The organism is Cupriavidus sp. Agwp_2, assembly GCF_040784895.1.
Taxonomy (GTDB): Bacteria; Pseudomonadota; Gammaproteobacteria; order Burkholderiales; family Burkholderiaceae; genus Cupriavidus.
The window spans coordinates 2,456,573-2,469,375 of the sequence record NZ_CP088084.1 but is presented as its reverse complement, the minus strand read 5'-3'; the positions used below and the strand labels follow the sequence as shown (position 1 = coordinate 2,469,375).

Here is a 12,803-nt window from a genome sequence, read left to right as displayed (position 1 = left end):
CAGCACTGGCGCCGCTATTTCGCTGTGCGGAATACTCCACCGGTTTCCTTGACGATGCCGCGAAGCCTATGCAAAAGTCGGTGAAAACGAACGACCGTGCGGGAATACTCCCGACACCTCGTCACCGGGCTTTCGCTGCCGCCGGCCTCGTCGGCGCAGCGTTACCCGGCAAGCCGGGCGGCCACGTTGCCGCATCGCACAGGAGACAGTCCATGCAGCATCCGCACCTCGCGTCCGCGCATCCGCCCCGTAGCCGTCGCGGCGCGATCCCGGCCACGCCGACCTGCCCGCGCCAGCCTGGCGCTGGCGCCCGCTATACAGCGCGCACGCCGCGCGCCTGATCCACACGCCCCGAATTCTTGCGTGGCAGCGCCCGGCGCTGCCGCGAGGGATCACGCCCGGGCCTTGTCCGCGCGTGCCTGGATTTCCGATTCGCGAACCGCATGAGGTAACCCCGTGGCATTGTTCCTACAACAGATACTCAACGGCCTGACGCTGGGCGGCGTCTACAGCCTGGTGGCGCTTGGCCTGACGTTGGTCTACGGCATCCTGCACGTGCCCAACTTCGCGCACGGCGCGTTCTACATGGCCGGCGCCTACGTGTCGTACTACCTGATGACATCGCTGGGCTTGAACTACTGGCTGGCCATGGTGGGCGCCGCGCTGGTGGTGGCCCTGCTGTCGATGCTGGCCGACCGGCTGGTGTTCCACCCGCTGCGCAATTCGCCCGAGCTGCACGACATGATCGCGGCCATCGGCATCCTGCTGTTCCTGGAGGCCGGCGCGCAGGCGCTGTGGGGCGCGGACTTCCACCGCATGCCGACGCCATACGGGCAGATCGTCGACGTCTTCGGCCTGACCGCGCCGCTGCAGCGCCTGCTGATCATCGGCGCCGCCTTTGCGCTGATGGTGCTGCTGCACCTGTTCCTCACGCGCACCATGACCGGCGCCACCATCATGGCGATGGCGCAGAACCGCGAAGGCGCCGCGCTGGTCGGCATCGACGCCACGCGCGTCACGCTGCTGGTGTTCGCCATCTCGGGCGCACTGGCCGCGATCGCCGCCACGCTGTACGCGCCGATCAACCTGGTCTACCCGAGCATGGGCAACCTGGTCATCACCAAGGCCTTCGTCATCATCATCCTGGGCGGCATGGGCAGCATCCCGGGCGCCATCGTCGGCGGGCTAATCATCGGCATGGCCGAGAGCTTCGGCGGCTTCTACGTTTCCACCGACTACAAGGACATCATCGCCTTCGTGCTGCTGGTGGTGATCCTGTCAATCCGGCCGCAGGGCCTGTTTGCCGCCAAGGCAGCCTGAGGAGGCGCACAACATGAAAGCACTGCAAGGAAAGACCGGCTGGATGCTGCTGCTGGCACTGGCCATCGCGTTCCCGCTGGTCACGCCCAACAGCTACTACCTGAGCGTGATGACGCTGGCCTTCATCTATGCCCTCGCCACGCTGGGGCTGAACCTGATCACCGGCTACACCGGCCAGCTGAACCTGGCGCACGGCGGCTTCATGGCGATCGGCGCCTACACGCTGGGCATCCTGACCGTTGACCACCAGGTGCCGTTCTGGCTCGCGTTTGCGCTGTCCGGCGTGGTGTGCATGGTGCTGGGCTATGTGGTCGGCGTGGTCTCGCTGCGGCTGAAGGGCCATTACTTCTCGATCTTCACCATGTGCATCGGCTACATCATCTACCTGGTGATCGAGAAATGGGAAAGCCTGACGCATGGCACCGTCGGGCTGATCGGCATCCCGGTGCCGGCGGCGATCGGGCCGCTGGCGTTCGACAGCGTGCAAGCGCAGTACTACCTGGTGCTGTTCTTCCTGGCGGCGGGCACGTTCCTGATGCACCGGATCGTCACCTCGCTGCTGGGCCGCAGCTTCATGGCCGTGCGCAACAGCGACGCGCTGGCCGAGGCGCTGGGCATCAACCTGATGCGCACCAAGATCCTGTCGTTCGTGCTGTCGGTGGGCTACGCGGGCTTTGCCGGCGCGCTGTATGCCGGGCAGGTGCGCTTCCTGGGTCCGGACATTGCCCGCACCGACCTGACCTTCGACATGGTGATGTCGATGCTGGTGGGCGGCATCGGCACGCTGTTCGGGCCGCTGCTGGGCGCGGTGCTGGTGCCGTGGATCACGCAGTCGCTGCAGTTCATGCAGGACTACCGCATGCTGGTGTTCGGCCCGGTGCTGATCCTGCTGATCATCTTCGTGCCGGACGGCATCGTGGGCTCCTGGCTGAAGAAGCAGGCACGCAGGGCCGCCGCCGCACGCCGCGGCAAGCCCACGCAGCCCGCCGTTACCGGCAATCACGCTGTCCCGACCACCCGCGCCGGAGCCGACCATGCTTGAGATTCGCAACCTGACCAAGAAATTCGGCGGCCTGACCGCGGTGCACGATGTCTCGGTGACCTTCGAGCAGGGCCACATCAACGCCATCATCGGCCCCAACGGCGCCGGCAAGACGACCTTCTTCAATCTGGTGGCAGGCACGCACGCCCCCTCCTCCGGGCAGATCCTGTTCAAGGGCCAGGACGTGGCCGGCCTGCGCGCCGACCAGATCGCGCGCCTGGGCGTGGCGCGCACCTTCCAGGCGACCGCGCTGTTCGACCGCGCCACGGTGCTCGACAACCTGATCGTCGGCCACCGGCTGTGCACGCGCTCGGGGCTGGGCGACGTGCTGTTCAACACGCGCCGCCTGCGCGAAGAGGAACGCCTGTGCCGCGACAAGGCCGAAGCCGCGCTCGACTTCGTCGGCCTGTCGCACCTGGCGCATGAAGTCGCCGCCGATATCACGCAGGAAGCGCGCAAGCGCGTGGCCTTCGCGCTGGCGCTGGCGACGGACCCGGAACTGCTGCTGCTCGACGAGCCCGCGGGCGGCGTGAACCCGGAGGAAACCGTGGGTCTCGCCGAACTGATCCGCAAGATGGTGCGCCATGGCAAGACCGTCTGCCTGATCGAACACAAGATGGACATGATCATGCGGCTGGCAGACAAGATCATGGTGCTGAACTACGGCGAGAAGATCGCCGAAGGCACGCCCGCGCAGATCCAGCAGGATCCGCATGTCATCGAGGCCTACCTGGGAGCCGACCATGTTGCAGCTTGAACGCGTCTCGCTGTCGTACGGCAGCTTCCGTGCCCTGGACAACATCACGCTGCACGCCGCGGCAGGCGAGCTGGTGGTGCTGCTGGGCGCCAACGGTGCCGGCAAGAGCTCGATCTTCCTGGCGATGAGCGCGATCCACCGCATCAGTGGCGGCAGCATGCGCTTCGACGGGCGCGAGCTGTCCGGCATGAAGCCATCGCAGATCGTGCAGGCGGGGCTGGTGCATTGCCCGGAGGGACGCAAGCTCTTTCCGGCGATGAGCGTGGAGAAGAACCTGGTGCTGGGCGCGTACGTGCACCGGCGCGATGGTGCGGGCATCCGCAAGACGCTGGAGGAAGTCTATGAACTCTTCCCGATCCTGAAGCAGAAGAAAGACGACCCGGCCGGCTCGCTGTCAGGCGGACAGCAGCAGATGGTGGCACTGGGCCGCGCCCTGATGAGCCGGCCGCGCGCGCTGCTGCTGGACGAGCCGTCGCTGGGGCTGGCGCCGCTGGTGGTCAAGCAGATGTTCGAGATCATCCAGCGCATCAACCGTGCGGGGACGACGGTATTGCTGGCGGAGCAGAACGCCTACGCGGCGCTGGGGATCGCGCATCGCGCCTATGTGATCGAGAGCGGGCGGATCGTGATGGAGGGGGACAGGGATACGTTGCTGAAGGATGAGGGGATTCGGAAGGCGTATATCGGCGGGTAAAAGTCAATCGCAAGACCGCCGCAACTGACAAGCGCAGTACTTTCAGGAGACATAGCAATGCAAAGCAAGATCATGCGCCGCATCATCCCGCTGGCCGCCACCGCCGTGGCCGCGATGCTGGCTTCGGGCGCCGCGCTGGCGCAGGAAGTCGTCAAGATCGGCTATACCGGCCCGCTCTCGGGCGGCGCTGCGCTGTATGGCAAGAACGTGCTGTCGGGCGTGCAGATGGCTGTGGACGAGATCAACGCCGCGGGCCTGGAAGTCAAGGGCAAGAAGGTCAAGCTGGAAGTGGTGGCGCTGGACGACAAGTACTCGCCCGCCGAAGCCGCCATCAACGGCCGCCGCCTGGTGCAGCAGCACAAGACGGCGGCGGTCTTCGTGCCGCACTCGGGCGGCATCTTCGCCCTGCAGGCGTTCAACGAGCAGGAAAAATTCCTGGTGATGGCCTATTCCAGCGTGCCGCGCATCACCGATGCCGGCAACAAGCTGACCATCCGTATCCCGCCGGCATACACCGGCTACATCGAACCGTTCATCAAGGCGCAGATGAAGCGCTATGGCAAGAACGTGGCGCTGACGCCGGCCGACCACGACTACGCCAAGGCGTGGGTGCAGGCCTTCGTGCCGGCGTGGGAATCGGCGGGCGGCAAGGTGGTGGCCAACAATCCGATGTCGTACACCAAGGCCACTGACTTCTACAGTGGCGTGTCGCGCGCCATCAGCGAAAAGCCGGACGTGATGTTCGTCGGCGGACCGTCGGAGCCGACCGCGCTGGTAGTCAAGCAGGCACGCGAGCTGGGCTTCAAGGGCGGCTTTATCGTGATGGACCAGGCCAAGATGGACGAGATGGCCAGGGTCACCAACGGGCTGGCGATGCTGGAGGGTTCGATCGGCGTGCTGCCGCTGGTCAACGACAACCGCCCGGCGGCGCAGGCATTTAATGGCAAGTACAAGAAGCTGCATGACGGGCGCGATGCGACCACCGAGATGTCGCTGAACTACACCATGGTCTATGCACTGGCCGGCGCCATGAAGCTGGCCGGCACCACCAGCGATGCCGCGGCGATCCGCGCGAAGATGCCCGACGCGGTGAAGGGGCTGGCCAAGGAGGTCAATCCCAACGAGGTCGACGGCATCGACGCCAAGGGCGGCTCGGTGGCCGATACCGTGGTGGGCTGGGTGCAGAACGGCAAGATCTCGCAGGTGCGCCTGTCCGAGCTGGCCAAGTAAGCTAGTCAACTAAGCGGACCGGCCGCGCCGGTGAAGCCCTGCAGGCCGCGTGGCCTGCAGGGCTTTTTCTTTGGGCGGCCAGCCGATAGGATCCGTGCTTGTGCGTCTTAGTTGGAGGGAAGCCGATGGCCAGCCAGACTCCCAGGAAGCCGGCAAAAGCCGCAAGCAAGGTCGCTGACAAGGGCGGCGACGGAAGGCCCCGCCTGCTCTCCGGCGGCAATCCCCAGATCGCCAAGGCCGACGGCGATGCGCCGGTGCAGGCATATATCGCGGCCATGCCGGGCTGGAAAAGCGACGTCGGCCGCCGCCTTGACGCGCTGATCGTGCGTCACGCCCCCGACGTGCGCAAGGCGGTGCGGTGGAACTCGCCCTTCTATGGCATCGAGGGCCAGGGCTGGTTCCTCAGCTTTCATTGCTTCACGAAATACATCAAGGTGGCGTTCTTCCGCGGCGCGGCGCTGAAGCCCCTGCCGCCCGGCGAGTCCAAGGATCCGGACACGCGCTATCTCGATATCCGCGAGCAGGACGCTATCGACGAAGAACAGCTGGCGAGCTGGATCCGGCAGGCGTCGGCATTGCCGGGCTGGACCCCATAGCGTCCCGCGTGCGCTGCCGCTACGAGCGAACGCCGAACAGGCCGTGCCAGAATGAATCGAAGGCGCCGGGCTGGCGCCTGGCCCGCTCGGGGGCCTCGTGGCCCGACGCCGTTGCGGCCTCCGCCTCGGATGCTTGCGCAGCGGCCGCGCTTGCCCGGCGCGATGCCTGCAAGGCCGAAACACTGTCGGCGATACGTGCCGCCAGTTCCGCCTCGCAATCCCGGCCAAGCAGCACGCCAAAAAGGACATCGCGGTTGTGCCCGTCGTCGGCAAAGCGCATGGCGATGGCGACCATCTTCTCGTACTGCTCCTGCGCCACGCGCTGGGCCTCGCGTTGTACGGCGCGCTCCTGCTCTTCCTGTGCGTCTTGCTCCGCTTGCCAGCGGCGCATCTCGCGCTCGAAGACTTCGTCGTAGATCTGGCGCTGTTCGGCGTCGGACAGGATCGCGTAGGCGTCGCGGATGTCCTGGAACGCCGCGTGCGCCTCGGCCTCGCGGCCGAGGTTGCGATCCGGGTGCCATTTCATGGCGGCGCGCCGGTACGCCTGCTTGATCTCGTCAAGGGTAGCGTCGGATTGGACGCCTAACGTCGCGTAAAGAGTGGTCATGGGCCGATGGGGAGCGCTGCTGGGCTGGCGTTCATGCTAGCACGGCACGGTGACCCCTCGGTGGGCCACCGCCGCTACTGGCGCCTGTCGCCGTCACGATTGCGTGCTTCCATCTGCCCACGGTCGTGCTGGGCGCGCTGCTGTTGCTGTTGCTGGCGCTGCTGTTCCTGCTGCTGGCGCTGGCGGTCCTGCATCTGCCGCTGCTGCTCCTGCTGATGGCGCTGCTGCTCCTGCATCGCCCGCTGCTGCTCCTGCATCTGCCGCTGCTGCGCCTGCGCGGCGCGTTGCTGCTGCTCTGCCTGCTGGCGCTGCATGGCCTGCTGGCGTTGCTGCTCCTGCATCTGACGGTGCTGTTCCTGCATTTGCCGTTGCTGCTCCATCTGCTGGCGCTGGGCCGCCTGCGCCTGGCGCTGCTGGGCTTCCTGGGCCTGGCGCTGCTGCGCCTCTTGCATCTGCCGCTGCTGCTCGAAGCGTTGGCGCTGCATCTCCTGGCCCTGACGCTGCTGCTCGGCCATCTGGCGCTGGCGCTCCACCTGCTGACGCTGCTGCTCGCCCGCCTGCCGCTGCTGGTCCATCTGCTGGCGTTGCGCGTCCTGCGCCTGGCGCTGCTGGTCCAGCTGCTGGCGCTGCGCGTCCTGCGCCTGGCGCTGGCGGCTTTCCTGCATCTGGCGTTGCTGGGCGTCCTGCGCCTGACGCTGCTGCGCCTCTTGCATCTGGCGTTGCTGCTCGAAACGCTGGCGCTGCATCTCTTGCGACTGGCGCGCCGTATCGGGGCGATCCTGTCCGTCCGCCCACTGGCGTTGCTGCGCGCGCTGCTGTTCCTGCTGGCGCCGCTCCACCGCCTCCTGTTGCTGGCGCTGCAGCTCGCGCGCCTGCTGTTGTTCGCGGCCCGGCTGGCCCTGCCACTGGCGCTGCTGTTCCTGCTGGCGGCGCTCCATCGCTTCCTGCTGCTGCCGCTGCTGTTCGCGCGCCTGCTGCTGTTCGCGGCCCGGCTGGCCCTGCCACTGGCGCTGCTGCTCCTGCTGGTGGCGCTCCATCGCTTCCTGCTGCTGCCGCTGCTGTTCGCGCGCCTGCTGCTGTTCGCGGCCCGGCTGGCCTTGCCACTGGCGCTGCTGTTCCTGCTGGTGGCGCTCCGTCGCTTCCTGCTGCTGCCGCTGCTGTTCGCGCTGCATGGCCTGCGCCTGCCGTTGCGCATCGGGCTGGCCGGCGAAGCCGCGTGCGTCGTCGGGACGCGCGCTCTGTCCGCGGCCATTGCCGCGCCAGCCATCCGGGCCCTGACCCGGGTCTGGCCGACCGGCGCGCGGCTGCTGCTCGCGTGCGGCCAGGGCTGCCTGGCTCATGCGCACGTCTGGCATCCGCTGCGCCTCGCGCCCCGGCCGCCCCGGGCGTTGCTCGGCGCCGCCACGCCAGGCCGGGCCCGCGCCGGGGACCACGCCCCCCTCGCGGGCGAAGCGGCGGGCGAGATCATCGGTTGCCGGCCGCCCCGGCGGATGCGCCGCGATCGCCTGGCGCTCGAAGCCCGGGCGTGCTTGCGGCGGCAGTTGCCGCACCGGCGCGGCGCCGACCAGGCTGTTCTTGACGGGCGCCACCGGCGGGCCACCGCGTGCCTCGCCCGCCGGCAGGTTGCGCCATTCGGCGCGATGCATGCCGCGCGCCGGGCGTCCCTCGACAAAATTGCGCGCCGGCATGCCGGTGATGGCGCCAGGCACGTTGCGGTTGGCGTAGGGCGCGGGCCGACCCCGGTCGCCCATCACGAAGTTGTTGACGGTGACACGGTTGATACGCGCCACATAGCTGGGGCTGGCGCGGTATGCCGGCCGGTAGGCATCGCGCGGGCCCAGCGGGTACCACGCCACGCCGGGGCCGCCGCCCACATGCACGCCGCTCCAGCCGTGCCCGCCGCCGCCACCGCCGACAAAGGCGACCACGGCCGGCGAGTAGCACGGCCGCACGCGCGGGCCCGGCACCCAGCCCCAGCGCGTGCCCACATAGGCCCAGCGTCCGTAATGCGACGGGGCGAAGCCCCATGGGGCATCGTCGATCCAGGTCCAGCCCCATGGCGCGACCCAGGCCCAGTGGCCGACGCTGTAGGGTGCCCAGCCTGCACTGACGGCGCGCGGGAACCAGACCGCGCCATAGGCGGGTTCTTCCTGCCAGTCGCCGTAGTCATCGAGCGCCGCGTAGCCAGGCATTTCGCGCGGCAGGTAGCGGGCCGACGGCGACGCGTCTTCGCGGGCGTCGCGTGCCAAGGTCCAGCGGTCGAAGCCGTCGTCGGCAACGGGGCCGCCGCCGGCGTCGGCCAGGTCGGTGCCGGCAAAGCGCATGCGGTCGCCGCGCTGCAGTTCGATCGAGCGGCTGTCGCCGTAGACCATGGCGCTGCCATGCCGCATCGTCACCGTGGTGGTGCTGCCGTCCGGCGCCACGTCGAGCCGGTAGTCGCCCGGTTCGCGCGGCACGAAGGCGAGGTTGGGGGTATCGATCTCGACGGTCTGGTCCTGCGGCAGCGCGCGCACGCGTACCTGCAGCGTGCCCTGCGTCAGCTTGACCTGCGTGGTGTCGTCGTCCAGGTTCAGGATGCTGGCCGCGGTGGCGCCGCCCATGCGCATGGCGACCGTGCCGGCATGCAGCTCGGCGCGGCCGCCGGCGTCCATCCACAGCCGGTCGCCCGTGGTGACCGGCCGGTTCAGGCCCGTGGCGGCCCACTGATCCGAGCCCGCCGGCGCGAAGCTCAGGTTGCCTTCGACCGCGGTCAGCGTGGCGATGCGGGCGGACGGGTCGGCCTGCGCGACCGCGGCGTCGGCCACCGGCGCGTCCAGGTAGGGCTGGCCGGGTGCCGGCACCTGGGCCAGTGCAGCAGCCGCCACCGCCAGGGCGGCCGCGGCGGCCAGCGTGGTCAGGGCGAGCCGGCTGCGCGGCCCGGCAAGCGGGCGGGTACCATCAGGTTGGACGGATTCGGACATGATTTCAGGTCGGGACAAGACGCTCCGGATGCGGCGCGGGCCCACTGATCGGAGGCCGATCGGCGAAGCCAATGGCAACGCGCCATCCTATTGTCACCATACATTGCCGGGAAGCCAGGCAGCACGGCCCGCGCGGCGGACTTTGTAAGCGCGTATTTCGCCATGTGGCACGGCGGCTCGCGGCGCAACCGGGCGCGAGGCAGGCGGCGGGCGGGAAGGCGGGGGGCCGGCGATGCGCGGCGGCACGCCGGCCGTCAAAGGTGGAAACAACTATTGCCGCTATGGCCAAGCCCGGCGCATGCCGGCTGCTGGCCGGCGGCGGATTCAGCCGCCTTGCTGCTGGCGCAACAGTTCGGTCACGCGGTCGGCCGGCATCGGCCGCCCATACAGGTAGCCCTGGGCCTCGTAGCAGTCGTTGGCCAGCAGGAAGTCGCGCTGGTCGGTGGTTTCGACGCCCTCGGCAACCACGCCGATGTGCAGGCTCTTGCCCACGTTGATCACCGAGCGCACGATCGCGGCGTCGACCGGATCCTGGGTGACATTGCGGATAAAGGACTGGTCGATCTTCAGCCGATCCACCGGGAACGACTTGAGGAAGCTCAGCGACGCATAGCCGGTGCCGAAATCGTCGCAGGTCAGCGTCACGCCGTCTCGGCGCAGCGCCTGCAACTGGTCCGAGACTTCGTCGCCCTGCTGCAGCGCGATGGTCTCGGTAATCTCGATTTCCAGGCATTCCGGTGCCAGCTCCAGCGCGCGCAGCACGTGGCGCACCTCGGTCAGAAGGCGGCTTTCGGACAGTTGCGCGGCAAACAGGTTGATCGCCACGCGCGGCGGCTGCGGGAACGCCAGTGCCCAGGCGCGCGCCTGCGCGCACGCGGTCTGCAGCAGCCACATGCCGACATCGCTGGCGATGCTGCTGGCGGCCAGCGCATCGATGAACAGCGCCGGCACCACCAGGCCCCGGGTCGGATGGCGCCAGCGCATCAGCGCCTCGGCGCCGCGGATGCGGCCGTCGCGCAGGTCTACCTGCGGCTGGTACAGCAGTTCGAACTGGCGCTGCGCGTAGGCTTCGTGCAGGGCCTGCACCAGAGACAGCCGGGCGGTCACGTCCGAGCGCATCTGCGGCTTGAAGAAGCGGATGGTGCGGCCGCCATCGTGCTTGGCACGGGCCAGCGCCAGGCTCGCGGCGGCGAGGACGTCAGAGCCCTGTTCGCCGGCGGCGGGGATCACGCAGGCACCGATGCTGGCCAGCACATGGTGGCGGCGCCCGGCGTGCTCATGCGGGGAAGACAGCATTGACAGGATCGCCGCGCCAACATGCCGGACCAGCGTGGGATCGGAAATGGAAGGCAGCAGCACGCCGAACTCATCGCTGCCGACGCGGCCGATGGCAGCATCGCGCGGCGATGCGTCGCGCAGGCGCCGGGCCACGCGCTGCAGGATGACGTCGCCCTCGACATGGCCGTGCATATCGTTGAAGGCACGGAAATCGTCGATGCCGATCAGCAGCAATGCGCAGCGGGGCACTGCCTCAGCCTGCAGGCGCGCCTCCAGCCGCTTCAGAAACCCCTGGCGATTGTCAACGCCGGTCAGCGGATCGAGATCCGAGCCTGGCGAGGCGCCAGCCGCCTTCGCGCCGGACTTGGCCACCATCCCTGCCCCATCTGTAATTGTCGACATTGTTACCCGCTAGCAATTTAGCAAGTGTGACGAAAACTTGGAAAAAATCAAGAAGTTCCCGCCGGCTGCCGAAACCCCAATGCGGCGGCGCAACGCTGGCGAGCCCGCCGCGCCATTGCGCGTTGAATCGGCATCCGGCTTACAGTACCCTACCGCGCACCAGGGCAGTGCCAGCGGCCGCGCCGCCGGAAGCCGCCCTGGACGCGGCGATGCGGGCATTGGCCGCTCCCCGGAGCCTGTGCTCCGTAGCCACTGCCCCACCCTGAACAAGAACATAACCGGGACCTTCACCGTGAACGCTTGGACCATCCGCACCCGCATCCTGGCCAGCTTTTCCATGATCCTGCTGGTCATGGCCCTGATGGGCGTGGTCGCGTACACGCGGCTGACCGCGATCGAGCGCGAAACCACGCTGATGCTGCATGACGCGCTGCCGGGGCTGAACTACAGCACCGGCATCCGCGGCGTCTGGGGCGAGCGCTATGTGCTCGCCTGGCAGACTATCAATGCCTCCGGCGACGCCGAGCGGCGCAGCTTCCAGCAGGAGAGCCAGAATGCCGCCGCGCGCCTGGACAAGCTGGAGCAGCAGTACGAGGACTCGATCACGCGCAGCGACGACCGGGTCGCCTTCCAGGCCTACCGCGACCTGCGCGCCCAGTATGAACAGGCCGCACAGCTGCTGGTCCAGCCCGGCGACTGGAACGGCGCGGCCGCGGTAGCTGCCCTGCGCGGCAACGTGCATGATCGCTGGATCGCCGCGCGCAAGGCGGCCCAGCACCTGGTAGACGACAACAGCGCGGTCAATGCACGCGCCGCGCGCGGCATCGACGACGCCGTCAACGCGGCCAAGATCGGCATCGAGGCCGCGCTGGTCGTCGCCCTGCTGGTCGCGGTGGTCTGCGGCTACCTGCTGCTGCGTTCGATCACCGTGCCGATGCAGTCGATCGTCGGCCTGCTCACCGGCATGCGTGGCGGCGACCTGCGCCTGCGCATGGCGCTGCGCCGCAAGGACGAGTTCCTGGAGGTCGAGGAAGGCTTCAACCAGATGACCGGCGAGCTGACCTCGCTGGTGGGCCAGGCCCAGCGCACCGCGATCCAGGTCACCACCTCGGTCAACGAGATTGCCGCCACCGCGCGCCAGCAACAGGCCACCGCCACCGAGACCGCCGCCACCACCACGCAGATCGGCGCCACCTCGCGCGAGATCTCGGCTACCGCGCGCGACCTGGTGCGCACCATCCATGAGGTGTCCAGCGCCGCCGAGCAGGCGGCCGGGCTGGCCGGCACCGGGCAGGTGGGCCTGTCGCGCATGGAAGGCACCATGCAGCACGTGATGGAAGCCGCCGGCTCGGTCAACGGCAAGCTCGCCACGCTGAACGAGAAGGCCGGCAATATCAACCAGGTGGTGACCACCATCGCCAAGGTGGCCGACCAGACCAACCTGCTGTCGCTCAATGCCGCGATCGAGGCCGAGAAGGCCGGCGAGTACGGCCGCGGCTTCTCGGTGGTGGCCACCGAGATCCGCCGCCTGGCCGACCAGACCGCGGTGGCCACCTACGACATCGAGCAGATGGTGCGCGAGATCCAGTCGGCCGTGGCCGCCGGCGTGATGGGCATGGACAAGTTCTCGGAGGAAGTGCGCCGCGGCATGTCGGAGGTGACGCAGGTGGGCGACCAGCTGTCGCAGATCATCGCGCAGGTGCAGTCGCTGGCGCCGCGCGTGGTGATGGTCAGCGAAGGCATGCAGGCACAGGCCGGGGGCGCCGAGCAGATCAACCAGGCGCTGATGCAGTTGTCGGAGGCCGCGCAGCAGACGGTCGACTCGCTGCGCCAGTCGAGCCAGGCCATCGACGAGCTGACGCTGGTCGCCAACGACCTGCGCAGCGGCGTCTCGCGCTTCAAGGTCTAGGCGGCCAC

General features: G+C 68.5%; 11 protein-coding genes. 8 read left to right on the top strand and 3 right to left on the bottom strand.

What is annotated here, in order from left to right:
- Nucleotides 1-212: 212 nt before the first annotated feature.
- The 7 genes from LPA45_RS28925 (at nucleotide 213) to LPA45_RS28895 (ending at nucleotide 5,639) form a co-directional block, all read left to right on the top strand.
- Entirely contained in the window at nucleotides 213-341 is a 129-nt protein-coding gene (locus LPA45_RS28925) for a hypothetical protein (protein WP_271815817.1), read from the top strand.
- A 115-nt stretch (nucleotides 342-456) separates the two neighbouring features.
- Complete coding sequence (locus LPA45_RS28920) at nucleotides 457-1,320, top strand: branched-chain amino acid ABC transporter permease (protein WP_317923484.1); 864 nt, start codon at nucleotides 457-459, stop codon at nucleotides 1,318-1,320.
- Nucleotides 1,321-1,333: 13 nt separating this feature from the next.
- Nucleotides 1,334-2,362: a branched-chain amino acid ABC transporter permease gene (locus LPA45_RS28915; protein ID WP_116319483.1), complete on the top strand. Its 1,029-nt coding sequence runs from the start codon at nucleotides 1,334-1,336 to the stop codon at nucleotides 2,360-2,362.
- Nucleotides 2,355-3,119 (top strand): ABC transporter ATP-binding protein, encoded by a 765-nt coding sequence (locus tag LPA45_RS28910; RefSeq protein ID WP_317923483.1) that lies wholly within the window; start codon nucleotides 2,355-2,357, stop codon nucleotides 3,117-3,119. The genes LPA45_RS28915 and LPA45_RS28910 overlap by 8 nt, the downstream gene beginning before the upstream one ends.
- Entirely contained in the window at nucleotides 3,106-3,813 is a 708-nt protein-coding gene (locus LPA45_RS28905) for an ABC transporter ATP-binding protein (protein WP_116319482.1), read from the top strand. Before LPA45_RS28910 ends, LPA45_RS28905 begins: the two co-directional genes overlap by 14 nt.
- A 57-nt stretch (nucleotides 3,814-3,870) precedes the next feature.
- Nucleotides 3,871-5,043: an ABC transporter substrate-binding protein gene (locus LPA45_RS28900; protein WP_116319481.1), complete on the top strand. Its 1,173-nt coding sequence runs from the start codon at nucleotides 3,871-3,873 to the stop codon at nucleotides 5,041-5,043.
- Nucleotides 5,044-5,168: 125 nt separating this feature from the next.
- Nucleotides 5,169-5,639 (top strand): DUF1801 domain-containing protein, encoded by a 471-nt coding sequence (locus LPA45_RS28895; protein ID WP_116319480.1) that lies wholly within the window; start codon nucleotides 5,169-5,171, stop codon nucleotides 5,637-5,639.
- 19 nt (nucleotides 5,640-5,658) lie between these two features.
- On the opposite strand, the gene LPA45_RS28890 is transcribed toward LPA45_RS28895, so the two are convergent.
- The 3 genes from LPA45_RS28890 to LPA45_RS28880 all read right to left on the bottom strand — a co-directional run bounded on the left by LPA45_RS28890 (nucleotide 5,659) and on the right by LPA45_RS28880 (nucleotide 10,859).
- Nucleotides 5,659-6,246 carry a J domain-containing protein gene (locus tag LPA45_RS28890; RefSeq protein ID WP_116319479.1) on the bottom strand — a complete coding sequence of 196 codons (588 nt, stop codon included), beginning with the start codon at nucleotides 6,244-6,246 and terminating at the stop codon, nucleotides 5,659-5,661.
- Between the two features lie 74 nt (nucleotides 6,247-6,320).
- Nucleotides 6,321-9,206 carry a DUF6600 domain-containing protein gene (locus LPA45_RS28885; RefSeq protein ID WP_317922706.1) on the bottom strand — a complete coding sequence of 962 codons (2,886 nt, stop codon included), beginning with the start codon at nucleotides 9,204-9,206 and terminating at the stop codon, nucleotides 6,321-6,323.
- Between the two features lie 324 nt (nucleotides 9,207-9,530).
- The gene (locus LPA45_RS28880; RefSeq protein WP_116319477.1) at nucleotides 9,531-10,859 is read right to left on the bottom strand and encodes a bifunctional diguanylate cyclase/phosphodiesterase; all 1,329 of its coding nucleotides are present in this window, start codon (nucleotides 10,857-10,859) and stop codon (nucleotides 9,531-9,533) included.
- 319 nt (nucleotides 10,860-11,178) lie between these two features.
- Between LPA45_RS28880 and LPA45_RS28875 the strand changes: the two genes are divergently transcribed.
- Nucleotides 11,179-12,795: a methyl-accepting chemotaxis protein gene (locus LPA45_RS28875; protein WP_317922708.1), complete on the top strand. Its 1,617-nt coding sequence runs from the start codon at nucleotides 11,179-11,181 to the stop codon at nucleotides 12,793-12,795.
- Nucleotides 12,796-12,803: the final 8 nt, after the last annotated feature.

Bases quoted from the DNA above. Each gene is read 5' to 3' on its own strand.
- LPA45_RS28925 (WP_271815817.1), top strand. From the start codon at position 213: ATGCAGCATCCGCACCTCGCGTCCGCGCATCCGCCCCGTAGCCGTCGC.
- LPA45_RS28915 (WP_116319483.1), top strand. From the start codon at position 1,334: ATGAAAGCACTGCAAGGAAAGACCGGCTGGATGCTGCTGCTGGCACTG.
- LPA45_RS28910 (WP_317923483.1), top strand. From the start codon at position 2,355: ATGCTTGAGATTCGCAACCTGACCAAGAAATTCGGCGGCCTGACCGCG.
- LPA45_RS28905 (WP_116319482.1), top strand. From the start codon at position 3,106: ATGTTGCAGCTTGAACGCGTCTCGCTGTCGTACGGCAGCTTCCGTGCC.
- LPA45_RS28900 (WP_116319481.1), top strand. From the start codon at position 3,871: ATGCAAAGCAAGATCATGCGCCGCATCATCCCGCTGGCCGCCACCGCC.
- LPA45_RS28895 (WP_116319480.1), top strand. From the start codon at position 5,169: ATGGCCAGCCAGACTCCCAGGAAGCCGGCAAAAGCCGCAAGCAAGGTC.
- LPA45_RS28890 (WP_116319479.1), bottom strand. From the start codon at position 6,246: ATGACCACTCTTTACGCGACGTTAGGCGTCCAATCCGACGCTACCCTT.
- LPA45_RS28885 (WP_317922706.1), bottom strand. From the start codon at position 9,206: ATGTCCGAATCCGTCCAACCTGATGGTACCCGCCCGCTTGCCGGGCCG.
- LPA45_RS28880 (WP_116319477.1), bottom strand. From the start codon at position 10,859: ATGGTGGCCAAGTCCGGCGCGAAGGCGGCTGGCGCCTCGCCAGGCTCG.